This is a genomic window from Photorhabdus australis DSM 17609 (genome assembly GCF_000711895.1).
GTDB lineage: Bacteria > Pseudomonadota > Gammaproteobacteria > Enterobacterales > Enterobacteriaceae > Photorhabdus > Photorhabdus australis.
The window spans coordinates 1-24,272 of the sequence record NZ_KL543986.1 but is presented as its reverse complement, the minus strand read 5'-3'; the positions used below and the strand labels follow the sequence as shown (position 1 = coordinate 24,272).

Below are 24,272 nucleotides of genomic sequence, written 5' to 3'. Positions count from 1 at the left end.
TTTAACGGAAGCTGAGAGCTTTATTAGTGATGAGGTCGATCTATGAATACAGCGCAAAAACCATTTCCATTGGGGATTAATCTTCCTCAACAGGCTGCGGGGCAAGTGGTCAGTATACTGCCAACCGGTGATGTCATCGTCGAGTATCAGCAACGCGGCTGGCAATGTCGTGTTGCTATCAGTTGTTTGCTGAGTCCACAGGTTGGTGACGAGGTGCTGATTTGTGGCGACGATAGCCATCGGTTATGGGTGTTGGCTGTATTGAGCCGTAGTGATGAACAGCAGACTGTAACGCTGAGTGTTCCGGGGAATTTGTGTATTGCTCCGCAGGGAGAATTAACGCTTCACAGTGCTGAACAGGTCAGTATTGATAGCCAATCTGTGCAGATCACGGCGCAGCAGAGTGATTGCCATATTGCTCATATGCGTTACAGCGGTGATGAGTTGACTGCTCGGGTGAACGTGGCTTGTCTGCTTGGTCGGCGCGTGGAAGCTTTGTGGAAAACCGTAGTGCAAATCAGCCAGCGTGTATTGCGTAAGGTTGAACAGGCAGAACATGTGCGTGTTGGGCAACTGGATTGTCAGGCTCGCGATTATGTCCGCCTGCACGCACGTAACACCATTATTACGTCGCAGGCGATAACAAAAGTGGATTCTGAACAGATTCATATGGGTTAAATGATGAGCAGAGTACCAGAGAAAAACGCCAGAGAACGTAGGAAGTCGGCAGTTTATGCTAATCACCAGACATTTCCCATGTTACTTGAACGTCTGACCGAGAGCGGAAATGATCGGGAAGATGTGTTGCATGGCGACAGTGCTCAGCAGCTTCGTCTGTCGGTTCTGCATAATTTACAGGCTCTACTGAATTGCGACCACTACTCCTCTGGCGCCGATCTTTCATCGTGGCCGCATGTCAGCACCAGCACGTTGAATTTTGGTATTCGTGCACTGGCTGGAAAGTTTGTTTCTCAGGTGAGCTGGGAAAGTATTGAGTGCGCGATACGCGAAGCTATTCTCCATTTTGAACCGCGTATTATGCCGCAGGAATTAACCATTACGGGTATGCAGGGCGATCAAAAATTGAATGCTCACAATATCCTCTGCTTTGAAATCCGTGGGCATCTGTTGTGCTCCTCCCGCCCTTTGGCATTTGCTTTCAGTAGTCATGTTGATCTGGAAAATGGCCGTTTTGAGCTGGTGGATGGAGGGTAAATCATGCATGAAAAATTACTGGAATATTACAATCGTGAATTGGCATGGCTGCGTGAAATGGGGGGAGAATTTGCTCGCCATTATCCTGGCGTTGCCGGACGATTGGGGATGCAGGGGGATGAAGTCACCGATCCTTACGTTGAGCGTCTGATGGAAGGGGTTGCTTTTTTGACTTCGCGCATTCAGCTCAAGATGGATGCTGAGTTTCCTCGTTTCTCCGCTCAGTTACTGGAAGCCCTTTATCCTAACTACCTTGCTGGTTTGCCTTCGATGGCAATTGTTGAATTACAGCCAGATCCGACCAAAGGGGATCTGAGTAAAGGTTTTCCTGTGTTGCGCGGTTCTCTGATGGAGAGTTTGGCACTGAAAAAGAAGGGGCTTCACTGCTGCTACCGTACCGCGCAGGATGTCACCTTACAACCACTGCGTTTGCTACAGGTTGAATTGGGCGGTGTTCCTGCGGATATTCCGCTTTCTGCACTTGGCGGTGCGAATGTACAGGGTGCTTTGCGTATTCAGTTATCGTGTTTTGATAATGTGTCATTGAGTGAATTGCAATGCGATGAGCTGATGTTTTATCTCAGTGGCGGCGATATTCCCGCGTTGCAACTGCTGGAGTTACTAATGGCGCACTGTCAGGGGGTGCTGTGCCAAATTCCCGGTAGTTCAGTACAGCGGTTATTGCTGCCATCTCAGGCGTTGCGTCACGAGGGTTTTGACTCTGAACAGGCATTGTTGCCGGTTGATTTGCGCAATGTAGAAGCTTACCGCCTGTTGCAGGAATATTTTGCTTTTCCTGCCCGTTTCCAGTTTTTCAGTGTCAGTGGCTTACAGCCGCTGTTGGCGCAGGCTGGTAAACAACAGAGATTAGAAATTCAGATCTTGCTGGATGTCCGTTCGCCGCAGTTGGAAAAGGTGGTGGATGTCAGCCATCTGGCTTTGCATTGTACCCCTGCTATTAACCTTTTCCCTCGTACTGCTGAGCCGATGATACTCAATGAGCAACAGCATGAATATCATGTTGTGGTTGATAATATGCGTCCGCTTGATTATGAGGTTTTTTCTGTCACAGCATTACGCGGTATTGGTACTCAGCATGATGGCGACCAGCGCTATATTTTCCATCCGCTTTATCATACGCAGCATGATGATGCGTTGGTTAATGCGGGATATTTTTCTATCCGCCGTGAATCTCGCCTGTTGCCACAGGATGTAAACCGCTATGGTATGCGCTCTGATTATCTTGGCAGTGAGGTTTATGTCTCGCTGGCAGACGAGCATCATCCGCCCTGGCGCAGTGATTTGAAATATCTCAGTGCAGAAGTTCTGTGTACCAACCGTGATCTTCCTTTATTGCTACAACGACAGGCACAAGAAAGCCTGGTGATGCAGGATTCGGTACCTGTTTCTGCTGTGCAGTTGCGTAAAGGTCCCAGCAATCCCCGTCCGGCATTGGCAGAGAGTCGTGTCTGTTGGCAACTAATCAATCAGTTACAACTTAATTACTTTAGCTTGCAGGATTGCACCACTGAACAGGGTGAAACGGAACTACGACGATTGTTGCGTTTTCATGCAAGTCAGGCAGATGCGGTGATTGCGCAGCAGATTAATGGTATCCGTTGTTGCCGTTTGCAGGCTCAAAATCGCCACATGGCCGGTACACCGTTGTTTCGGCGTGGAATCAGCGTGGCGTTGGAGGTCGATGAACAGGCATTTTCTGGCCGTTCTCCCTGGTTAATGGGAAGCGTACTGGCGCAGCTGTTTAGCCGTTTGGTGACAATAAACAGTTTTGCCGAAACAACGCTGTCCAGTGTGCAACGGGGGACGATCGGATTCTGGTCGGGCCGTGATGGGGTGAGGACCTTGCTATGAAGATATTCGCCATACACGCCGACAATCAGATCGTACAAGTTGGAGAAAAAATACAGACTGCATCATCTGCCCTTGATACTCACTTTTGGTCTGAAAGAGAAAAAATACCGTGGGATTTTGATCTGTTTCAACTGCTACGGCGTATTGATGCACAGTCAGGAGCGCCTTATTCATTGGGACGTTCACCTTTACCGCGTTATGAACCATTGCGTTTGGGACAGCAACCGACGTTGTGCTTTGCGCCGGCAGAAATTGCGTCTATCGAACCTTACCCAGATGGCACTCGCTATCAGATTAATATCAATAACTTTGGTCTGTTTGGCCCGAATGGGCCTCTGCCTTTACATGTTACTGAGTTTGCCTGGCAACGTCAGAAGCAACATAAAGATCATGCACTGAGTGCCTTTTTTAACCTTTTTCAGCACCGTTTAATCACCTTGTTTTGGCGTGCATGGGCGGATGCTCAGCCTTGTCTTTCCTTTGATCGCAGTGATAACCATCGTTTTGACCACTTTTTTGCTAGCTTTATCGGCATGGGACACATTCCGAGTTATAACTTGCGGCAGGAACGGACGCATCACTATATGGTTGGGCATTTGAGCCGCTATCCGCGTAATAAAGAGGGGTTGTTGTGTTTGTTACGTTACCACTTTGGTTTACCGGTTACGTTACATGAAAACCAGTTTCATTGGTTAGCGATTGCTCGTGATGAGCAGTTACGGCTGCATAACGGGAATTCAGGTGCTCGGTTGGGGTGCGAAACTCGTCTCGGTATTGCGGTAGCCGATGTGCAATATGCATTTTGTCTGGAACTTGGCCCGCTTTCCTGGTCGGCGTATCAGCGTTTCTTGCCGGCTTCGCGATTCTCAACATCCTGTTGTGATGATCTTCAGCAATTGTGTGACTGGGTTCGGGGTTATATCGGCCTTGAATATGCCTGGAAACTCAGAATTACGTTGGATCATCAGCATTATCAGGGGTGTTCATTAGGTAGCGCTCAGTCTCTGGGGCAAAACTGTTGGCTGGGACTTAACGTCCATCATCACGATCGTAGCGATCTCTGTTTTAGTCCAGATAAGGCTGCGTAGTCATAACAAGCTGCATCTGTTTTCTTTTCTATCCAATATGGACGAGGGTTCTATGTCAGATATCAATCGCCAGTCACTATTTAATAAACTTAATCCGCCCTTGTTTAGTGCTTTGGAAAGCGCCAGTGCATTTTGTAAGCTGCGGGGCAATCCTTATGTTGAACTGGCGCACTGGTTGCATCAGCTGATGCAGCAAAAAGCGGGCGATTTGCAACAGATCATGGGGCATTTTGCTCTGGATGAGCAGCAGGTAGCACGGGATATTGTACAGGCTTTGGACGCATTGCCGCGCGGAGCTAGCGCGATTTCCGATCTTTCCGCTCATATTGATGAAGCAGTGGAGCGGGCTTGGGTGTGTAGTTCTGTGACCTTTGCAGCGGGTGAGATTCGTGGTGTTCACCTATTGCTGGCCCTGTTGACGACTTTTAATCTGCGCCAGCATTTGTTAGCGATTTCTGCTCAGTTTGCCCGTATTAATGCGGAAAGTTTGGCGCAGGATTTTGCGCATATCCTGCGCAACAGTACGGAAAATAGTTCTCAGCGATCAGTAGCTGAGAATGGAAACAATAAGTCAACGTCAGAGAGCGCGTTACAACGTTATGCGCAGGACATGACTGCACTCGCGAAGGCTGGGCGAATTGATCCTGTTGTTGGGCGGGATAAGGAGATCCGCCAATTGGTTGATATTCTGCTACGTCGTCGGCAAAACAATCCTTTGATTACCGGTGAGGCTGGTGTGGGTAAAACGGCGCTGGTGGAAGGATTGGCATTGCGTATTGCATCGGGTGATTTGCCACCGTCGTTGTGTCATGTTCAGCTTTGGTCATTGGATATTGGCCGTTTGGAAGCGGGTGCTGGCATGAAAGGAGAATTTGAGGCACGTTTGCAAGCGGTGATTAATGAAGTTCAGCAAAGCCCGGTTCCCATTATTTTGTTTATTGATGAGATTCATATGCTGATTGGTGCTGGCGGTGCGCAAGGGGTTGGTGACGCCGCAAATCTGTTGAAACCGGCACTGGCGCGTGGACAGTTACGGACTATTGGTGCTACTACTTGGGCGGAATACAAAAAGCATATTGAAAAAGATCCGGCGCTGACTCGGCGTTTCCAAGTATTACAGGTCGAACAGCCGGACGAAGCACTGGCGTTACAAATGATACGGAGTTTGTCAGGGAAACTGGAGCATCATCATGGTGTGTTATTACTGGATGAGGCTTTGGAAGCTGCAGTATCGCTTTCTCATCGCTATATTCCGGCTCGCCAATTACCTGATAAAGCTATAGCTCTGCTTGATACCACCTGTGCACGGGTTGCGGTTAGTCAGCATAGTCAACCGGCGGTATTGGAAGATTATCGCCGTCAGCTTGATGCACTTCAGGTTGAATATGAGATTGTTTGTCGTGAGCAACAACTGGGGGGTGATCATGATGCACGTTTGGCTCAGCTTGATGAGCAGCGCCGTAAATTGCAGGAGGAGCAGGAGCAGATGGTTCAGCGTTGGCAGGCTGAAACGACACTGGCTCAGCAGATTATCAGTTTGCGTCAACAACTGATTTCCGATGATGAAATACCGGTGGATGATGCACAACGTTTGGCCTGGCAGACACAATTACAGGATTGTCGGCAACAATTGGGTTTATTGCAGGGAGAACAGCCATTAATTACGGTGGCGGTGGATGGGCACAGTGTTGCGGCCGTGGTTGCGGATTGGACCGGCATCCCGCTTGGCCGGATGGTAAAAAATGAGCTTAATGTTGTCCAGAATCTGGAGTACAGCCTGGGGCAACGGGTTATCGGTCAGCAACACGCGCTAAATATCATCAGTGAGCGGGTGCGGACGGCCCGTGCACATTTGGCTGATCCTAATAAACCGGTGGGGGTTTTTCTGTTGTGTGGTCCTTCTGGGGTAGGGAAGACCGAAACGGCGTTAGCACTTGCTGAGAGCTTGTATGGTGGAGAACAGAATCTGATTACCATCAATATGAGTGAGTTTCAGGAACCACACAGTGTATCAACTCTGAAAGGGGCGCCACCGGGATATGTTGGTTATGGTGAAGGTGGTGTCTTGACGGAAGCGGTTCGTCGACGCCCATACAGTTTGGTGTTGCTTGATGAGGTGGAAAAAGCCCATTCTGATGTTCATGAACTGTTTTTTCAGGTATTCGATAAAGGCTGGATGGAAGATGGGGAAGGTCGGCGTATTGATTTCCGTAATACACTGATCATATTGACCTCGAATGTGGGGAGTCAGGAAGTTATCAGCGCTTGTACCCGGCAGGGTGGTTTGCCGAATATGGAAATGTTGACTCAGCAGTTACGCCAACCGCTGTTACGAACATTTCCTGCCGCACTGCTTGGCCGTTTGACAGTGATTCCTTTTTTATCATTGAGTGATGAAATGCTGGAAAATATTGTGCAATTGCAGCTGGCGCGGGTGGCTCAGCGTCTACGGGAAAATTATGGTATTGCAGCACAGTTCGACCGCCGAGTGACGCAACAGATTATTTCCTGTTGTATAGAACAGGAATCTGGTGCTCGCAGGATTGATTCTATTATTACGAATACTTTATTACCACAAATCAGTCGTAAGTTGCTGATGGCAACGATAGAGAATCAGCATTATTCACAATTGCAGGTGACTTGGGAGGAGACGGCATTTCAGTGTCATTTTTGCTGAGATAGGTACCGTCCTTAGTATGTTAGCCCGGTTTTAATTCCGGGCTTAAAAGCTGTTTTGTGGCTCGCGCGTGCTACGTTGTGATGTAAACTGATAACAAGGGGCTAAGGCTAAAATGGCAACTATAAAAGCTGAAATTGCCAGAGCAAGAGTTGAACCTAAGTTGAAAGAAGATGCGGAAAAGGTGTTATCCGCGCAGGGAATAAGTCTATCTGATGCTATTAGGATATTTTTAAATCAGGTTTCATTAAGGCAGGAATTTCCTATCGAGTTAAAGATACCTAACAGGACAACCCTAAAAGCATTTGCTGCACCGGTAACTGGTGAGGTATTCACTTCAGCAGATGAATTATTTTCTAGTGTGTGTGGTGATGCTGAAGATTAGACAGAAAGCGCGATTTAAAAAGGATTTGAAAAAAGCGATTCAGGATAGAAAGAGGAACACAGAACCACTTAAAGCACTCCTGTTGAAAAAGGGAAATATGGCAGTAATACGCAATTGCAATCAATGCAACTTTTAAAGCCTTTTCCTTTTTCAAAAAGATAGTTAACTGTATTTAATCGAAGCCCATTAACCATTAATAAAGAGTTAAAAAGCAATCAGTGTAAAAACGAATATTATCCGTAAAAACATAAAGAGAATACCTTATTAAGACTATTCAATATTTCCGGTAAAACAACGTCAGTAAAGCTGTTCATTAAACGTAAAACCACGATATGCCATGATGATTAAACTTGGTAAAAAGCAGGCGTTAAATAGTGGTAAAAACAGTGGTTAAAACTTTATCCCGATTAACACCATGACGTTTAAAACTGGCCTATTATAAAATTATCAGTGAGAGATGAATTTACACAAGTCATTCCGCTATTGGCTCAAGCACTGAATAACCATTATAATAGTGATAATGACATTATTACTATCCTTAATTATCTGTTCTTGGCGCTGGATTCCCCTTATTTTGAACAAATCGTCCAGCAATTGAGTGAGCAGACTGAAAAGCATCAGGAGGCAATTGTGAATATTGCACAACGCTTACAAGAGAAAGGAGAAAAATTGGGTTGGGAAAGAGGCCGTCAAGAAGGGATTGAACAAGGGATTGAACAAGGTATCGAACAAGGTATCGAACAAGAGAAATTACGTTCTCATCAGCGCCAATTAGAAACGGCCCGTACCCTGTTAAAAAATAGGGTAAGCCTGGATTTGATCATGGAAAGTACCGGTTTAAGTCGTGACGAACTGATCTTGTTGCAATAATTGTGTGCGGTTCCCTGCCCTTTCTTACGGTAGGGAACTGGCGGTTACTTCATTGCCTTAAATCAATCTGTTTAGAATGATACGTAATCCTATAGCAGTTTACCGCATCAAAAATCTGTCATTTTGACACCTATAAATACTGTCCGTTATTACCGATTTAAATAAAAATTACCTATCATGTCTAAGATCGGGCAATATTGTTATGATTGCTTTTGTTATAATGGAAAACGGGTGATGACTCTAATTTAATGATAGCGATGAACCGTTAAGTACCAGCCAATGATTTTGTCGTGATTATTAGAAATGGATCACGAATTTGATGAAGTTTCTGAGAATTTTTACGTCATCGAATAAGAATCTCAATGAATGAAATTCAAAAAATCCTGTTTCGTTCAAGAATAGAATAAATATAAAGGTAGCGGACAAATATGGCATTCTCCGTTATGATAAGCCATATTGTGAATTGACCCTAGGTTAGGCACTTAATGAAGAAGAAGCACACATCAACTGCTCATGATGCCGCGTTTAAGGGGTTCATGACTCAAATCGAGAGCGCGAGGGATTTTTTCACTATTCATTTACCGGAGCATATTAAGTCGCTGTGTGATTTTAGTACTCTAAGTCTAACTAACTCTTCATTCATTGATAAGAAACTGCGATCACGGTTATCGGATGTGTTGTATTCCGTGCAAACCACCGAGGGAGAAGGCTATATCTATCTTTTGGTTGAGCATCAATCTACGCCGGATAAACTGATGGCCTGGAGATTAATGCATTATGCGTTTTTGGCGATGAATCAGCATTTGCAACAAGGGAACAAAACATTGCCGTTAGTGGTGCCTGTGTTGTTTTATCACGGAGGCCGTTCCCCTTACCCGTATTCGCAATTGTGGACCGATTGTTTTTCACTGCCGGATATTGCTAATGTGTTGTACACCCGTCCTTTTCCTTTGGTAGATGTGACGGTTATCGATGATAATGAACTGGTGAATCATCGTAAAGTGGCTGTGATGGAACTGGCGATGAAGCACAAGCACCTACGGGATGAGTTTACACAAGTCATTCCGCTATTGGCTCAAGCACTGAATAACCATTATAATAGCGATAATGACATTATTACTATCCTTAATTATCTGTTCTTGGCGCTGGATTCCCCTTATTTTGAACAAATCGTCCAGCAATTGAGTGAGCAGACTGAAAAGCATCAGGAGGCAATTGTGAATATTGCACAACGCTTACAAGAGAAAGGAGAAAAATTGGGTTGGGAAAGAGGCCGTCAAGAAGGGATTGAACAAGGGATTGAACAAGGGATTGAACAAGGTATCGAACAAGGTATCGAACAAGAGAAATTGCGTTCTCATCAGTGCCAATTAGAAACGGCCCGTACCCTGTTAAAAAATAGGGTAAGCCTGGATTTGATCATGGAAAGTACCGGTTTAAGTCGTGACGAACTGATCTCGTTGCAATAATTGTGTGCGGTTCCCTGCCCTTTCTTACGGTAGGGAACTGGCGGTTACTTCATTGCCTTAAATCAATCTGTTTAGAATGATACGCAATCCTATAGCAGTTTACCGCATCAAAAATCTGTCATTTTGACACCCATGAATTTGAGGTTGATGGCAATATTGATTTTACGCACCAAATGATTTTTGGGGAAATTATGTATATTGGTTTGATAGATATGAGATAGGTTTTTCAATATTATGATTGAGTTCATCTTTAATTCTGGCCGTTATCAGACAAAGTGCTAACTAAAAGGTCAGCACCTTATGATTAATCTGATTTATACCCGTTATCTTTCAAGTTGCCTCTTTGTTGGCTGCACTCACTCACCCCGGTCACATCGTTATCTATACCCTTCATCTTTCAAGCTGCTGCTTTGTTGGCTGCGTTCACTTACCCCAGTCACATAGTTATCTATGCTCCTGGGGATGCGTTCCCTTGCCGCCGCCCTGCAACTTGAAATCTATTGGGTATATGCTCCCGGGGATTCGCTCCCTTGCCGTTGCGATGCATCTTGAAATCCATTGGGTATATATCCTTATCATCAGTTTCGATTTAAATAAACTACATCTAGTAATTTTATTATCTAATATATTTTTAACTTCAAACGGTTAATTGATTGTAATATCCAGTCGCGGAAAATATCAGGTAATTCCAATAGTTTTTTGTCCGTGTTATTCGCCATTATTATTGTCGAAAATAGTGTTCAATTTTTGTTGATAAACACTGAGGAAAAAGGCATTGAATAGTGTCGATGATTGCTGACGTATCTCTTTGGTAGTTTGTTGGTAACGCTCAGTGAAATTATCCCACAATTTTGCCTTACGGTGCTGCGTGCCATTCATGTGCCAGAAGTGTGCTGCGGGGACGCTGTTTTCGTCGTAGGATGGGTCAAAACGATTCATGATGGAGTTAAGGCAATAGAAAAGTGCTTCTTTCATTGCTTGTTCGTGCCTGTCTGACATTTGATATGTTTGTGGCGCGGTCATATCGTTAGCCGTGGCGGTTGTTGGCTCTGTTTTGAACATGCATAACGGATCGAGTTGTTTTACCTGTTCTTCCCATAGTTGCAATGGTGTAACAGAGAGACGGGGATTTTGTTGAAACAGGGTATGACCGTTGGCACCGTGACGTTGGGCCGTAAAGAGTTGCATCGGATCGGTGGGGCGGGTAGCGAGTTGGTCAAGAGATAGCACCGGCTCTGTTCCTTGCTTCGGTAGCATAAAATCGGCTAATGACAGCTGTGTGTCTTCTGTAGGATTTTTTTCTGTGGGCAATGTCTCATTTAATTCGTCCCATAGTGCTGCGGAAATATCAGTTTCTGGTATTTCATGTCCGGCATAACGGTATTTTGTTGTTTCCGTTTTATCTACAGTCAGGTAATAGTCTCCAATCTGGAGTTTGCTATTTTCTTGTAGAGAGGTGGTTTCTCCACGCGCTAATGGGACATTATTAATCATCATGAAAGCAGTTCCAATATTAGTAATAGTGCAGGCACCTTGGGCAGAAATATGCACACTGGCTTGTAATGCCGAAATACAACCACTCGGATCTGGCAATACAAAATGATTATCTTCGCTGGTACCGATAGTGCCACCGGGAGGATAAAAAATATGACTGCTATTTGCTGTCATGTCGCCTGCTGGAGTATTGATGATGGTTATTTGCATAATAACTTCGCTCATTATCTTGAATAATTATTTAACCTTCCTCCACGAAAAAAGTGTGCGGTATCCTGACGGAAACCAACATAGCGTATTCCGGGAAGAAGGTTATTATTTTTACTGACTTAGTTGTCAGTGAGTATTTTGTTATTCAGGGCGGTTAGTTTGTGTGTTCCACTTAAACTCCACTTCAGCGCCACTTTTTCCTTCGTTATCTTGTTCCTTATAAATTACTTTGGCTTTATTCGGAGAGAAACTGTATTTGACGCCAATAGTACCGGGTTTAATATCAGTTGAGCCTTCTGTCAGATGTGGAATGTCGCGGTTAAAGTCAACGAGTTCAATGCTGTCAAGTAATGCACTTTCAAGCGTAATAGTGGTGAACTCTTGTTGCTCGCTTCCAGCTTTGCGCATGGTTAACTTCACTTCTGGAAGATGAGCCCCTTGGGCTAATTTCTGCATTAACGTTGGCATTGCCTTATCCATACGGGCATAGACCACCAGAGAGTGAATTTTGGCGCGACCACTTCCGCCACCGCCGCCACTACCTGTTTCTACTGGTTGCGACAGCTCCCATTTAAAGGTATGCACATCAATACCATTGGGATGATTGCTGTCTTTGCATTCACCAGAAACATCTTTGATATCCAGATAGATACTGTTATTCATCATCGTATTCCTTCATTCAGTGATTTTCAGGATTAACCGCCACTCTGTTTCAGGGAGGGCAGTTTTGATACCAACCGCAGGGAAACTGTTAATCCCTCCAGTTGATAATGGGGACGCAGGAAGAATTTGGCTTGATAGTAGCCAGGGTTATCTTCCTGTTCGCTAACTTGTACTTCCGCCGCTGCCAGCGGTTTGCGCGCTTTAGTCTGTTGTGATGAGTTAGCGGGATCGCCGTCAACGTAGCTGAGAATCCATTTATTCAACCAGCGTTCAATGTCATTGCGACTCTGAAATGATCCTACTTTGTCACGCACGATACATTTCAGATAATGAGCGAAGCGGCAGCAGGCAAATAGATAAGGTAAACGGGCTGCCAGGTTAGCATTTGCCGTGGCATCTGCATCCATATATTCCGCGGGTTTTTGCAGTGATTGGGCGCCGATAAACGCGGCAAAGTCAGAATTTTTACGGTAAACCAACGGAATAAAACCGTTTTTTGCTAGTTCAGCCTCGCGCCGGTCACTGATGGCGATTTCGGTCGGGCATTTGATATCTAAACCGCCATCATCTGTTGGGAAGTTATGGCAGATCAGTTTTTCTACTGCTCCGCCTGACTCGACGCCTCGGATGGATGCGCACCAGCCATATTCTTTAAATGAACGATTGATATTGACCGCCATGGCATAGGCTGCGTTGCTCCATACGTAGTTACTGTGAGTAGCCCCTGCGGTTTTTTCTTCGAAATCGAATCCTTCAACTGGATTGGTACTGATACCGTAAGGTAAACGAGCCAGAAAACGTGGCATGACCAAGCCGATGTAACGAGCATCTTCTGATTCCCGCAAACTACGCCAGGATGCGTATTCGGTGTTAAGAAAGATTTTGCTCAGATCACGCGGGTTTGCCAGCTCTTGCCAGGTTTCCATTTGCATCACCCCGGGCGAGGCGCTGCTAATAAAAGGACAATGGGCAGCGGCAGCGATACGGGCCATCTCTCCCAGTAACTCAACATCCTGAGGATTGTGGTCAAAATAGTAATCACCGACCAGACAACCAAGTGGCTCTCCGCCAAATTGGCCGTACTCTTCTTCATAAATCCGTTTGAATATCGGACTCTGATCCCAGGCTGTTCCTTTATAGCGCTTCAGTGTGCGTCCTAATTCTTTCTTTTCGATGCTCATAACACGTATTTTCAGCATTTCGCTGGTTTCTGTGTTGTTCACCAGATAGAGCAAGCCACGCCATGCCCCCTCCAGAGCCTGAAAGTCAGGATGATGGAGAATTTCATTGATTTGTTGAGAGAGTTTGTTGTCGATAGCGGCAATCAGCGCTTGAATGGTGCTGAAAGTGTCGCTCGATAACGTCAGGCTATTTTCCAGCGCCTGATGTGCCAGAGTTTTAACCGCATTTTCTACAGCAAGCCGCGCTTGATCTGTTTTCGGGCGAAACTCTTTTCTGAGTAGTGCACTGAGTTCTCCCTGACTGTCGTTGTCGGTTTGAGTTTGGTTTTCACTGGCAGCATAGATTTCAGACTGGCTCATTGGTGCCTCCTTGATCTTGTTCTGCTACCGAGTCTGTGGATTCCGTACTATTCAACGGTGCAGTACTTAATGATTTCAGTAATTCAGGATTTTGCAGGATGGAAGCGATCAGCTCTTCCGCACCACTTTTGCCGTCCATATAGGACAGTAAATTGGCTAGCTGAGTACGGGCTTCCAGGAGTTGATTAAGGGGTTCTACCTGGCGTGCTATTGAGTCAGGCAGAAAATCATCCATGGTGTTAAAAGTGAGTGCTACCTGAATTTTGCCTTCACCGTTCAGAGTATTGTCCACCGGAAAAGCCACGCTTGGGCGTAGTGATTTCATTCGGTCATCGAAGTTATCAACATCAATATCGAGAAACTTGCGCTGACCCAGTGGAGGAAGTTGATCAGCAGATTTTCCGGCTAAATCCGACATGACGCCCATGACAAAAGGCAACTGAACCTTACGTTCACTACCGTATAGTTCGACGTCATATTCAATTTGTACTCGTGGAGCACGGTTACGAGCGATGAATTTTTGCCCGCTATTTGATCCTGACATAATATTCTCCATCGGGAAAATCAGTGGTTATGGGTAATTAACGAAGCACAACAGTCCTTCTGGCGTACTACCTGATATTCTGTTGTGTTTCTGACCTCGTTATGTGTGCTTTTCACGGCCAAAAAAGTGTTCAAGTTGATCAACAGCTTCTGGCGCAAGGTTGCGCATAATGCTCATAAAATCCTGACTCATTAAGCGTTGTATCCTTTCAATCATCAGTGGTGCCGGATGGCTGGATTCATGTAGCAGAAAGTATTGTCGTACCGCTTCCAGCGCCTGTTGAGCCTGTTCGCGGTTTTGAATGCCGGATGTCTGCCAGCCATGGGATATTTTTTGTTGTAAAGGCGTATTTTCTGGCAGGGGATGCGCCGTATTGTCTACCGTCTCAACCGCGCTGGTTTCAGGGGCGAGAAGTTGTGTCAGATGATTAAGTGTTGTCATCTGACGGCGCATATCTGGCAGTCCGCTGTCGCCAAGATAACCGCGTAATGTGCTAAACAAGCATTGAAGGGTGGCCGCAATTTGTGGGATCTGCCTGATAACCGGTGCGGCGCTTTTTCGTAATTCGGCGATCAGAAGATCGATCCCACCGGGAAATGGGCTGTCTTCCGCATTACTGCCATCCAGACATTTCATCACATCTGCTACTGTAAGAATGATCCCATTCAGATGGGCAAATTCACAAAGGCGTACTTGTTTAGCCAGCGCGAAACCATCACTCAGTCCTTGTAATGCGTTAATACGCATCAGCAGGTCAGGCTCCCCATCTAGATCTGCGGCTGGCCACAATGCTTCCCAATAACGGCTGATCGTCTGTTCCAATAACAGCAGCCCCTGTTCATATCCAGCCAAACCGTATTGGCTGCACCAGGCTTGCATTAGCAAGATGATAATGCGCAGATCTTTACTGCGAGTCAGCAGAACCAATGCACTTTTTTCTATCTGACGCCAATCTGGTTCCTGAGCTGGCATGATAAAGTCACCGAATTGCTGTTCAGCTTTTCCTTCTGCCAATTGAATCAGTTGCATGAATTCGGCACTGTATTCCAGATCTGTTCCACAGGGATGTTCCTGGCTGATCGGGTCAAGCAAAGAGGCAATATTCATCAGGTTCTCCTTATGGCTTGATACAGGTAAATTCCGGCAGAACAAACGGGTTATGTATGCTATCGGGGGTGAGTATCAGCGTGGCTTGATGCCCTGCCAGATTGAAAGTGATTCGATAATGCATGCTGTCCTCCTGAAACCATTTTCCTGTATCAATTAGTCTGTTTAATGCCCAGGGACCTGAAGTTTCCAGTGATTTGGTTTTGCCATTAGCCAACAGCATAGTTAGTTTGGCTTTACCGGCGTTGTTGCTACCGGGCCAGGTGAAGTACCAGGAAGTCAGTGGCCCGTGGCTGTAACTGGCACTTTGATCATTGAGTGTCAGTGACAGGGTAAGGATGTCGTTATCCATGCGCAGAGGTTGCAAGGTAAGTGAAAATGATGGTTGTGAAGAGGCAGCACTAAAGAATGCATCACGGACAAACTGCGCTTGCCGGAAGGTTTTTAGCAGTGACTGATCTTCTGGCTTGGTACTGCCTAGCGCCCAGGGGAAAAAGCGCCATTCGTTGCCTTGGGTGTTGACCTTATCCACCAGATACTGATTAAAAAAACGATCCATTAACCCTTGGTTTGGCGAAAACATGTGTGCCATATCATCAGGAGTAATATCACGTTTGCTGTGGCGGGATAGTGGATAACGCCCGGCAATGGCTTCCCGGCAGAAGTCACTTAATTGAGCACTGGCCAATTGGTGTATGCGCGAAACCGCCTGTTGTTGTGTGTCGCCTTTGGCCCCTTGTGTCATGTCCATGATAATGCTGCGGAACGGCGCAGGCAGGCGGCCAGCATCAGCCTGTAATTGTGTCAGTATGGTTCCAGAAGAGGAGGCCGTAGCTTCACCATTTTCCTGTAAGGCGGTAAGGTAGCGATACAGGTCACCTAGTTTCTTGAACAGATCATCAAAGGCGATTGTGTCATTGTGATCTCCCTGTGGACGTGCTAGATCGAGCAGATCACGATAGTGGCTTCTGACAATCTGTTCTGGTGAAGGTGGCGCTGGAGTTGTTCTGACCACCGGAAACAGATTTTGTAATTTTCGGGTTGCTTCATCGTTCAGTTGCTGGCCCAGCTGTGTGAGTTTACCGTGATCTTCTGGTGGGGAAAGATCAACAATGTGGCTGATACCAATCAGCAGATTACGCAGGGGTGAATGGGCGCCAGAGAGAATGCGCACATTATTAATACGTTGGTTGAGGTTACTTGTCGGGATCAGGACGATATCATTGAGAAATGTATCCCACTCCAACATAAAGTCATCCATATAAAGCTGACGTACTCGACAGGCCGCGTCGCATCCTTCCTGTACCTGTGGCGAAATATTGAGTACCCAGCGATCAGTGTCACGAAGTGTCTTTACCGTATCATCTACCTGTGCAACCAGGCCGTGCCAATATCCGTCTGGTGTAAAAAAGCCGGGGATCGTCGCCGTATCTGGCAAGTCGCTTTTACGTTTTAATACCAACTCAGCCTGAGAACCCGCCAAATCAAGCAGATTGACGGATTTGAAATGTCCGCTATTGATCAGCCTTTTTTTTATGCTGGTATAAACCCGCTGGGAAAACGCAGAACGCATGATATTTTTAATCGCTTCCTGTATCAATTGTTGATCCTTGTGTTGGGACCAGGAAGGCTGACTGTGATTCAATAACTGATAAAGATGTTCTTGCAGTTCTTTACGTTGTGCCTCATTCAACTTTTCACCACCAGGGATGTGGGACAGATTCAACATCAGCCAAGCGGTAAGGAATTTGCCATCGTAATGCTGTGTCTGAAATAGCATTTGATAAGCTTTCAGCGCTTCATAAGTTGATTCACTGTTATCGCTATCAGCTTGCTGACGCAGAATACTCTCGACTTGCTGTGTCACCAGCGGCAGCAATAAATTCTTTAATGCATGCTGATAAACGGGATAACTGGCATTGTTCAGTTGGGGACCTTGATACAATCCCATACCGTAAACAAGTGGCGGATTGTCTGGATAAATTTGCTGATTTGCTGTCAGTGACTGTAGTTGTGTCAAATACTGAATCAAGTGTGGTAGATCGCGAGCTGATGGCTTATTCAGCGCTTTACCCTGTTGTTCCAATAGCGGAAGCCGGGCTGTAATTTGTGCCAGATAACTGTTGTTATTATGGTAACTGGTTAGTAATAGTAAGCAGATCCCTGCCATTAGACTGAGTAATAGGCCACATCCAGTCAGCAGCACAAAGCGTCGGCGTAATTCGTACATGCGATTGATGCTTGCCAGTCCACTCTCAGCCAAAATGATTTTTTGGAATAATTGTCTCAGAAAGTAACTGCGGGCAGTCCGGTGAGTTGTTTCTCCATCGCTATTGGTAACAGAGGAAAGCGCATAACTATAATCAAACAGATTATCTTGCGTAACGCCATTACTGTGCTGAAATTCCCCATGTTTTTGGTTAGCACTGGTGAAATAGAGACCATGGGGTAACCATGGGTGATCAAAGCCAGAAGTGGCAAAAATAATACTTAGATAACGCATCAAGACTGGGCGTAGGGTGGCGAATGCCTGCGGGAAGGCAAAGCTTTGTTCCCGTTGAGTGATATCTTGCTGGGTTATCAAGGTATCCGCCAGTGCGGCGTCCAGACGTTGCTGCAAACGGTCATACTGCTCATCCAGCATCTGTTGTAAATCGTTATGGGAATGCAACTCCTGTTCCCAGGGAAATGTAAAACCCCAGACCTGATCCAATTCTTCGCCATAAAAACCGTTGAAGTAGCTGCTGAACCCCGGGAGCAAGTCGGCTTTAGTGATCATCACGTAGACCGGGAAATCAATTTTCAGTTGCAAACGTAAATCCATCAGTCTCTTACGTAGTAATAAAGCTTGATGATATTGTGCGTCATTGTCTTGTTGCAGCAGATCTTGCACGCTGATTGCCAGAATAACCGCGTTGATTGGCTGACGTGGACGATAACGTCTTAGTAGTTTCAATAAGGTTTGCCATAGAGGATTGCCTTCCTTAAGGTACTCTCCTGCGGGGCTAAGAATGACGCCTTGCAAGGTGAAATACCATGAACAGTGCGATTCAGCATTGGTTTCCGGAAAAGCGAATTGGCTTGGATAAGTGGTGTGGTAGAAGTCTAACCCTGAATTCAGCAGAGATTTATCTTTACCACATCCTTTGGTACCTAAAACCAGGTACCAAGGCAGACGATAGAGATAGAATTTGCCCAGACGAGTGGTAAGTTGTTCTCCATTCAGACGCAGCCCGCGTTTAATCAGGGCTGCCGCCTGTTTAAAGTTGTCAGAAAGGGATTGAGAAGCACTCCGGGCTGTCGGTGTGACATTGCTGACATGGTGTAAGCGGCGACGCAAACGCGCATTTGCCCACATCTGATAGAGAAAAGGTAACAGTTTTAGCAGTAACCACAGCGAAATCAGGGCAGTGATAGCGATTTGGCGTTGGCCTTCGGTTGCCAGTGGATGGTGATCACTAATGGCGATAAATGGCCCCATGATCCAGATAAGCAGACACAATGCGGCAACGATCAGCGCCCCCCAAAACAGGCGATTAGTGATGATGGCGATAAATGCTCTTAACATTTTCTTTCTCTCCTGCCTATTGGCCTGAATTGTCCGACTTGGTGTTGAAAATAATTTCAATACGGCGGTTCAAAGCCCTATTCTTGGCGGTGGTGTTGGGGACTAAAGGTGCTTCTGCGCCAGCACTTTCAACCTGTAGCCGTTGTGGTTGGAGTAAGTTAATGCGTAATTGTTGTGCTACAGTTTCTGCTCGCGCCAATGACAGTGCATAGTTAGAGGAGTAGGTACGTGTATGAATCGGCAGATTATCACTGTGCCCGCGAACGATAACTTTTCCAGTCGTCAGGTTCAGTTGTTTGGCAAGCTCCTGGAGAGGTACCTGATAAAGTGGATTAAGTGTCGCTGATGCCGAAGCGAATAAGGCGCCGCCTTGCAGGGTTACGCTGATATTATCTGCATTCTGGCTGATGGTGATGTCCTGCTGTTCAATCATCGGTTGCAGCACTTGCTGCAAATGAGCAATAGAGAAACTTTCAGCCGGTGATGTAGCTTCTGGTAGTGGTAGATCATATATGGATGTCAACACGGGTTCTGTCTGCTGATTAAGCCGAGTGTTTAATCCGATGTAGAGTGAACCGGTCAGTAGTACTCCAGATAGCGAACAAAACACCAAAAAATGGGTTAACCGTGATGTCTGATGTGTGTTGACTGGCGGAGGTGGAAGAGCGCTTAATGCCGCAGAATATTCTCCCCGCACTTGACGCAGACGTATAGCCAGCCGCTGGGTCAAAGTTTCCAATTGAGCCAGGCCGTTATCAATCAAGCGATAACGCCCACCAAATCCCAGTAACAAACAGAAGTAGAACAGTTCGAGTAAATCGATATGTTTAGCAGGTTGTTGCAGCAGCATATCCAATAGCTTGAAAAACTTTTCACCGCCACTGCTCTCTTTATGGAATGTCACTAACAGGCCATTACCTGACCATATGCTATCGCCTCCCCAGGAAGTCAATGCAACTGCTTCATCTAAACATGTGCACAGACAATAACGGGCGCCGAGAATAGTTTCGTAACTGAATCCCTCTTGTTGACACTGTTTTTCAAAGCGATACATTTCACCAATCAGTTGTTGGCGTAACTGACTGGAATCTTCTAGTTTTGCTGTGTGACGAATATGTGGCATAGCATTTAACAGTGGATAAGCCGCCTGTACCAATGAGTTACGGTAGTTATGATTCATAGGTTCATTTCCTCCTCATCAGACAGACGTTTAAGTGCCCAAAATGCCATTTTCAGACCGGGAAACTCCCCAGCAATATAAAAGGCAAATACCCCGGATTTTCCCAGCGACTGTTCAATTTCACTGTTTAATTCCAATTTGAAGTAGCAATGCCCATTCTGATAGGGAAGTTGTCTGGGAATCTGTACTAATTGGCGTAGAGCAATACCGGGCAATTGCAGGCGTACCAGATCGCGTATGCGATCAGCTGGGGCGATTTTGATTTGGGCCGGAAAATGAGCCATAAAAGAGTCATGTTCCATCTCAGACTTCACGACTAAGATGAAGTGGTAATCATCCAGATTCATCTGTTCTGGTAGTGATGCTACGCTCAATCCGGGCAGGCGTTTGGTCAGGGGCAGTGATACAACATGCTCTTCCAGCACAATGGATAAGCTGCGTTGCAGTAAAGTACAGAGGCGGGTGAAACAACCACCAATATCCAAATGATTGTAGCGGGGTAATTCTCCTTCCAGTGTATAAGGCGCCTGAAAGGAACTCATTTCCAGTGCATAGCTGATCCAGATGAGGAACAGCATTTCGGGTGCCTGTTGAGGCAGATGCATGATGTGTTGCAGCTGAGCACTAAAACGGTTAAGTAGCGCCAGTCGTAATAGATCACTGGTACAAGCACCATTACATTGCAGGTGATGGCTAAGTTGTCGGCTGCGTTGCAATAACAGAGCGTACAGATCATGAGTCATGTTCTGTAATGACGGACTTATCCAACAGTTAAGTAACGGTGGAATATATCCTGTATCCAGCATGACAATGCCATCCTGATTTTTTTCTAAAACCCTCAGGACTCCCATTGCAATCCATTCACCATTCAACTCATTTTCTGGTAGCAGGCGCAGGCGTAATTTCCCGCAATGTAAGGTCGTACTGCTAAGTGCCAGAGAATTGATGTCATTGACCTCTTTCTCAAATGCTTGATAACGCGCCAAAGAATCGGGTGCATCATCGAAGCTGACTGATTCACGCCCGGTCAGGTAGGCAGGTATAGCTAAAGTGATAATTTGTGAACGTAGTGAAGTGCTGATTGCTAATGCTGGTGGAGCTTCATTGGTTTCAGTAAATTCAAAACTGGTGCCATCAGGCATAATACCGCTGGCCGCCAACAGAGAAATTTTTCCCAGAGCAAGCTGGCTCTCATCGATTTTTAATGATGAAAACCCCCAATTGTAAGCTCGTTGCAAGGCTCCCCATTGACGTAAGCGTGCATCTACATACTCATCTGCCTGCTGAAAATGGTGAGGTCGTAAAAACATGCCTTCCATCCAGAGAACTTTGTGTGCATTTTTCATAGGTGATCTCCTGAGCATGCGTGATTCATTGATTGGACGCAGATGCAATCTGTAATCCGTGAGAAGTAACGGTAATCAACTGATAAAGCTCAGAGGATGAAAAAGGATTCAAAACCGATAAATAAGACGCTGTTAGAAACGATGATAACGGAATAACGATCCGCCATTGTTTGTCGCCAATACTCTGATACTCGGCCCAAATCGCAATATATTTCTCCGTTGACGGTGTATTAATGGTAATACTGATATCATTTTGTTCTTTTGTTGGCAGTAAGAAGATGGATTTTTGATAAAGTACAGTATTATCCAAAGCTGAATTAGTATTTTTTTGTAAAGACCCGATATCAGCCTGATTAAATTTATCCGGATCATTTAACAATAATATATTTAATTTTAATGGAGCGCGGTTGTTAATATCGCCATATGCCTGGAATTTAATTGTGTATGGAATATTTTTTTCTGCTTTATTTGCAGAACAACTCACACTCAGCAGTATGCTCAGCAGAATAAAGGCTGAAAAATAGTGACTTTTATGGCGAAATAAAAGCAGCATAGAAAGCCCTCCATCACAGACCCAGCAGCAGAACCTTAAGCTGGCTGGGAATTAAACGCATGCCAATCATGTTGGTGCTATTTTGTAAGCTCAGACTGGTGACGCGTGTGGCCGGAAATCCCTTAATTAACGTGGTAAATGAGCCGATTAAATGGCGCGAAGGCCCCATTACGGTACCGGAAACAACACCGAGATTAACGCCAGGATTATCACCGAAACTTGAATTAGTCAGTGTTGCCATATTATGCGCAGGCATTCCCATAAACAGCACTTTATAAGTGTGAGGAGTTGCCATCAGGCCCAGTGTCATATTGGGATATGGAACAGGCACGGGTACAGGTAAAGGTGTCATACAGACATCTGGAAATGCCAGATCCATACCAAAAAGTTGGCAGTTTGCAAACATATCATCACCTACCAAATTAATGTGTTGCTATTTCTGTCAAATAGATTAGCAAATAAGGGAATAGAACCAATAAGGTATTAACCTTATTTCTGGTAATGGGTGATGGAATGAAAATATTAATATTGTTGTTTTCTTTGGTGTGGAAAAATAAGGTTTTTGACTGATTTTAATGAGAATTGTATTTCGGAAGAATTCCCGCCGCAGTAAGGATATAAAATGAGTAACTAATATGAATGATGACATTGTCTTTTTTATTTAGTGGCATGACAGTGTTTGAATCTATTTCTAATATAATGATATTTAAATAAAAGCGCTCATGAAGAAAAGCATAAGGTATGTATCAGCCATTACCGTGGCGTTGCTATTAGCAAGTTGCTATAAGTCCAATAAGAAAAAAGAGCCAGTAGTGAATGAAACTCAAGAAGAGAGTCTTAATACTGTTGGCAACGAACAGAAACGAAAAAAGAGGTGGCTACAGCATCAGACTGATGATGTCACGCAGGGCGGTGAAATTCCTAAATCGGTTATAACAAGTAAAAGGTGGTTACGGCATCAAACTGATGACGATGTGATGCAGGGAAGTGATATTCCGCAATTGGCTATGGCAGATGTGGGTTTTGCCGCGTTGCAGCCGGAGGCAGAAGAAAAAGCTTCAGCTGGGGGAGTACGTGCTAATTTACCTTTGTCTGATGGAAAACTAACCAGCGGCTCAATCGACCTTTTTTATCCATTATATGACAGAGATGATCGTCTGTTTTTTGGTCAGGTAGGTGCTCGCCGTTCCGATGGGCGCAATATAGTTAATTTGGGTATTGGTCAACGTTATTTTCAAGGAGATTGGGCTTTAGGTTACAACACCTTTTACGATATCCAAATATCCGGCAATGCTCACCAGCGGCTAGGATTCGGACTGGAATACTGGCGCGATTATCTGTATCTGGCTGCTAACGGATATTTTGGTTTGACGGATTGGTATTCGTCTTCGGAACTGGATGGTTATGCGGAACGTGCAGCGAATGGCTATGATATCCGTGCTCAGGGCTGGCTTCCTGCTTACCCGCAACTGAGTGGTAAACTGAAATTTGAGCAATATTTCGGTGATGATATTGCGCTGCTTAATCACCAGAATCATTATAAGGACCCATATGCGCTGACAGTGGGTCTTGAATATACACCTATCAAATTGATTTCATTAGGAATAGATAGAACTTTTAGTCACAGAGGCAAGGATGACACAAAAGTTAATCTGTCTTTCAACTATCAGCTCGGAGAGCCTTTATCCCAACAGATTGATCCGACGACGGCACCGGTAAGACGCACTTTGGCGGATAATCGTTACCATCTGGTTGAACGTAATAATAATATTGTGTTGAAGCACCGAGAAAGAGCACAGCTGAGCCTGCATTTACCAACGGGACTTAGTGGATTTGGTGGAGAAAGGAAACTGATTAATTTTTCTTTCAACGGGAAATATCGTTTAAAACATATCCAGTGGAATGATGGCGCATTACGTGCACGTGGAGGCCAGATCGTTGCGTTATCAAATAATAGCTACGCCGTGCACTTCCCTAATTATAGTAGTCAACAAAGTAACCATCTTACGATTTCAGCTGTAGCGCATGATGAACAGGGAAATGTCTCAAATAGCAGTGAGATGGGCGTAGTGATTAATGTGCCGGTTACACAGCCACAACCGCAGCCGCAACCACAACCGCAGCCACAACCACAACCGCAGCCACAGCCGCAACCACAGCCACAGCCGCAACCACAGCCGCAGCCACAACCGCAGCCACAGCCGCAACCACAACCGCAACCACAACCGCAGCCACAACCGCAACCACAACCGCAGCCACAACCGCAGCCACAACCGCAGCCACAGCCGCAGCCGCAGCCACAACCGCAGCCGCAGCCACAACCGCAACAACAGCAGCAACAACAGCAGCAACAGCAGCAACAGCAGCAGCAAGGAGGGCAGCCGCATATACCGCTGGCACCAGAAATGCCAGAAATCCCGGTGTGGCAGCAGGGACAGCCGCGTCCGGAGCCGCAGCAGCAAGGAGGGCAGCCGCATATACCGCTGGCAC

At 45.7% G+C, this 24,272-nt stretch carries 19 protein-coding genes; 9 read left to right on the top strand and 10 right to left on the bottom strand.

What is annotated here, in order from left to right:
• The first annotated feature begins 42 nt into the window (after positions 1 to 42).
• From BO26_RS19670 to BO26_RS19635, 8 genes are all read left to right on the top strand, one after another.
• Complete coding sequence (locus tag BO26_RS19670) at positions 43 to 678, top strand: DUF3540 domain-containing protein (RefSeq protein ID WP_051691071.1); 636 nt, start codon at positions 43 to 45, stop codon at positions 676 to 678.
• Positions 679 to 1,215 (top strand): type VI secretion system baseplate subunit TssE, encoded by a 537-nt coding sequence (gene tssE, locus BO26_RS19665; protein WP_036774477.1) that lies wholly within the window; start codon positions 679 to 681, stop codon positions 1,213 to 1,215. It abuts the gene before it with no gap.
• A gap of 3 nt (positions 1,216 to 1,218) precedes the next feature.
• Entirely contained in the window at positions 1,219 to 3,087 is a 1,869-nt protein-coding gene (gene tssF / locus BO26_RS19660) for a type VI secretion system baseplate subunit TssF (protein ID WP_036774476.1), read from the top strand.
• A complete protein-coding gene (tssG, locus tag BO26_RS19655) occupies positions 3,084 to 4,175 on the top strand; it encodes a type VI secretion system baseplate subunit TssG (RefSeq protein ID WP_051691069.1) in 1,092 nt (363 codons plus the stop codon). The genes tssF and tssG overlap by 4 nt, the downstream gene beginning before the upstream one ends.
• A 52-nt stretch (positions 4,176 to 4,227) precedes the next feature.
• Positions 4,228 to 6,852: a type VI secretion system ATPase TssH gene (tssH, locus tag BO26_RS19650; protein ID WP_036774474.1), complete on the top strand. Its 2,625-nt coding sequence runs from the start codon at positions 4,228 to 4,230 to the stop codon at positions 6,850 to 6,852.
• A 115-nt stretch (positions 6,853 to 6,967) separates the two neighbouring features.
• Positions 6,968 to 7,237, top strand: a complete 270-nt coding sequence (locus tag BO26_RS19645; protein WP_036774473.1) for a type II toxin-antitoxin system RelB/DinJ family antitoxin — start codon at positions 6,968 to 6,970, stop codon at positions 7,235 to 7,237.
• A 450-nt stretch (positions 7,238 to 7,687) separates the two neighbouring features.
• Positions 7,688 to 8,107, top strand: a complete 420-nt coding sequence (locus BO26_RS19640; RefSeq protein WP_072023311.1) for an RpnC/YadD family protein — start codon at positions 7,688 to 7,690, stop codon at positions 8,105 to 8,107.
• Positions 8,108 to 8,592: 485 nt separating this feature from the next.
• Positions 8,593 to 9,576, top strand: a complete 984-nt coding sequence (locus BO26_RS19635) for an Rpn family recombination-promoting nuclease/putative transposase (RefSeq protein ID WP_036774470.1) — start codon at positions 8,593 to 8,595, stop codon at positions 9,574 to 9,576.
• 708 nt (positions 9,577 to 10,284) lie between these two features.
• Here BO26_RS19635 and BO26_RS19630 read toward each other — a convergent pair.
• The 10 genes from BO26_RS19630 to BO26_RS19585 form a co-directional block, all read right to left on the bottom strand.
• On the bottom strand, positions 10,285 to 11,280 hold the full coding sequence (locus BO26_RS19630; protein ID WP_157835585.1) for a type VI secretion system-associated FHA domain protein: 996 nt from the start codon (positions 11,278 to 11,280) through the stop codon (positions 10,285 to 10,287).
• Positions 11,281 to 11,421: 141 nt separating this feature from the next.
• Positions 11,422 to 11,946 carry an Hcp family type VI secretion system effector gene (locus tag BO26_RS19625; RefSeq protein ID WP_081861955.1) on the bottom strand — a complete coding sequence of 175 codons (525 nt, stop codon included), beginning with the start codon at positions 11,944 to 11,946 and terminating at the stop codon, positions 11,422 to 11,424.
• Positions 11,947 to 11,975: 29 nt separating this feature from the next.
• Positions 11,976 to 13,484, bottom strand: coding sequence for a type VI secretion system contractile sheath large subunit (gene tssC / locus BO26_RS19620; RefSeq protein WP_036774468.1), 1,509 nt, complete (start codon positions 13,482 to 13,484; stop codon positions 11,976 to 11,978).
• Positions 13,471 to 14,028 carry a type VI secretion system contractile sheath small subunit gene (gene tssB / locus BO26_RS19615; protein ID WP_036774467.1) on the bottom strand — a complete coding sequence of 186 codons (558 nt, stop codon included), beginning with the start codon at positions 14,026 to 14,028 and terminating at the stop codon, positions 13,471 to 13,473. Before tssB ends, tssC begins: the two co-directional genes overlap by 14 nt.
• A 99-nt stretch (positions 14,029 to 14,127) precedes the next feature.
• Positions 14,128 to 15,135, bottom strand: a complete 1,008-nt coding sequence (tssA, locus tag BO26_RS19610) for a type VI secretion system protein TssA (protein WP_036774466.1) — start codon at positions 15,133 to 15,135, stop codon at positions 14,128 to 14,130.
• 10 nt (positions 15,136 to 15,145) lie between these two features.
• A complete protein-coding gene (gene tssM, locus BO26_RS19605; protein WP_036774465.1) occupies positions 15,146 to 18,703 on the bottom strand; it encodes a type VI secretion system membrane subunit TssM in 3,558 nt (1,185 codons plus the stop codon).
• A 16-nt stretch (positions 18,704 to 18,719) separates the two neighbouring features.
• On the bottom strand, positions 18,720 to 19,883 hold the full coding sequence (gene icmH, locus BO26_RS19600; protein WP_036774463.1) for a type IVB secretion system protein IcmH/DotU: 1,164 nt from the start codon (positions 19,881 to 19,883) through the stop codon (positions 18,720 to 18,722).
• On the bottom strand, positions 19,880 to 21,229 hold the full coding sequence (tssK, locus tag BO26_RS19595; protein ID WP_036774461.1) for a type VI secretion system baseplate subunit TssK: 1,350 nt from the start codon (positions 21,227 to 21,229) through the stop codon (positions 19,880 to 19,882). Before tssK ends, icmH begins: the two co-directional genes overlap by 4 nt.
• Positions 21,230 to 21,254: 25 nt before the next feature.
• The gene (tssJ, locus tag BO26_RS19590) at positions 21,255 to 21,782 is read right to left on the bottom strand and encodes a type VI secretion system lipoprotein TssJ (protein ID WP_036774459.1); all 528 of its coding nucleotides are present in this window, start codon (positions 21,780 to 21,782) and stop codon (positions 21,255 to 21,257) included.
• 13 nt (positions 21,783 to 21,795) lie between these two features.
• Entirely contained in the window at positions 21,796 to 22,188 is a 393-nt protein-coding gene (locus BO26_RS19585) for a DUF4150 domain-containing protein (RefSeq protein WP_036774458.1), read from the bottom strand.
• Between the two features lie 316 nt (positions 22,189 to 22,504).
• Between BO26_RS19585 and BO26_RS22920 the strand changes: the two genes are divergently transcribed.
• A partial coding sequence (locus tag BO26_RS22920) for an inverse autotransporter beta domain-containing protein (RefSeq protein ID WP_201771293.1) occupies positions 22,505 to 24,272 on the top strand: 1,768 nt, incomplete at its 3' end.

Bases quoted from the DNA above. Each gene is read 5' to 3' on its own strand.
- tssM (WP_036774465.1), bottom strand. From the start codon at position 18,703: ATGTTAAGAGCATTTATCGCCATCATCACTAATCGCCTGTTTTGGGGG.
- tssJ (WP_036774459.1), bottom strand. From the start codon at position 21,782: ATGCTGCTTTTATTTCGCCATAAAAGTCACTATTTTTCAGCCTTTATT.
- BO26_RS19670 (WP_051691071.1), top strand. From the start codon at position 43: ATGAATACAGCGCAAAAACCATTTCCATTGGGGATTAATCTTCCTCAA.
- BO26_RS19635 (WP_036774470.1), top strand. From the start codon at position 8,593: ATGAAGAAGAAGCACACATCAACTGCTCATGATGCCGCGTTTAAGGGG.
- BO26_RS19625 (WP_081861955.1), bottom strand. From the start codon at position 11,946: ATGATGAATAACAGTATCTATCTGGATATCAAAGATGTTTCTGGTGAA.
- icmH (WP_036774463.1), bottom strand. From the start codon at position 19,883: ATGAATCATAACTACCGTAACTCATTGGTACAGGCGGCTTATCCACTG.
- tssH (WP_036774474.1), top strand. From the start codon at position 4,228: ATGTCAGATATCAATCGCCAGTCACTATTTAATAAACTTAATCCGCCC.
- BO26_RS19645 (WP_036774473.1), top strand. From the start codon at position 6,968: ATGGCAACTATAAAAGCTGAAATTGCCAGAGCAAGAGTTGAACCTAAG.
- tssF (WP_036774476.1), top strand. From the start codon at position 1,219: ATGCATGAAAAATTACTGGAATATTACAATCGTGAATTGGCATGGCTG.
- tssB (WP_036774467.1), bottom strand. From the start codon at position 14,028: ATGTCAGGATCAAATAGCGGGCAAAAATTCATCGCTCGTAACCGTGCT.
- tssA (WP_036774466.1), bottom strand. From the start codon at position 15,135: ATGAATATTGCCTCTTTGCTTGACCCGATCAGCCAGGAACATCCCTGT.
- tssC (WP_036774468.1), bottom strand. From the start codon at position 13,484: ATGAGCCAGTCTGAAATCTATGCTGCCAGTGAAAACCAAACTCAAACC.
- tssK (WP_036774461.1), bottom strand. From the start codon at position 21,229: ATGAAAAATGCACACAAAGTTCTCTGGATGGAAGGCATGTTTTTACGA.
- BO26_RS19630 (WP_157835585.1), bottom strand. From the start codon at position 11,280: ATGCAAATAACCATCATCAATACTCCAGCAGGCGACATGACAGCAAAT.
- BO26_RS19585 (WP_036774458.1), bottom strand. From the start codon at position 22,188: ATGTTTGCAAACTGCCAACTTTTTGGTATGGATCTGGCATTTCCAGAT.
- tssE (WP_036774477.1), top strand. From the start codon at position 679: ATGATGAGCAGAGTACCAGAGAAAAACGCCAGAGAACGTAGGAAGTCG.
- tssG (WP_051691069.1), top strand. From the start codon at position 3,084: ATGAAGATATTCGCCATACACGCCGACAATCAGATCGTACAAGTTGGA.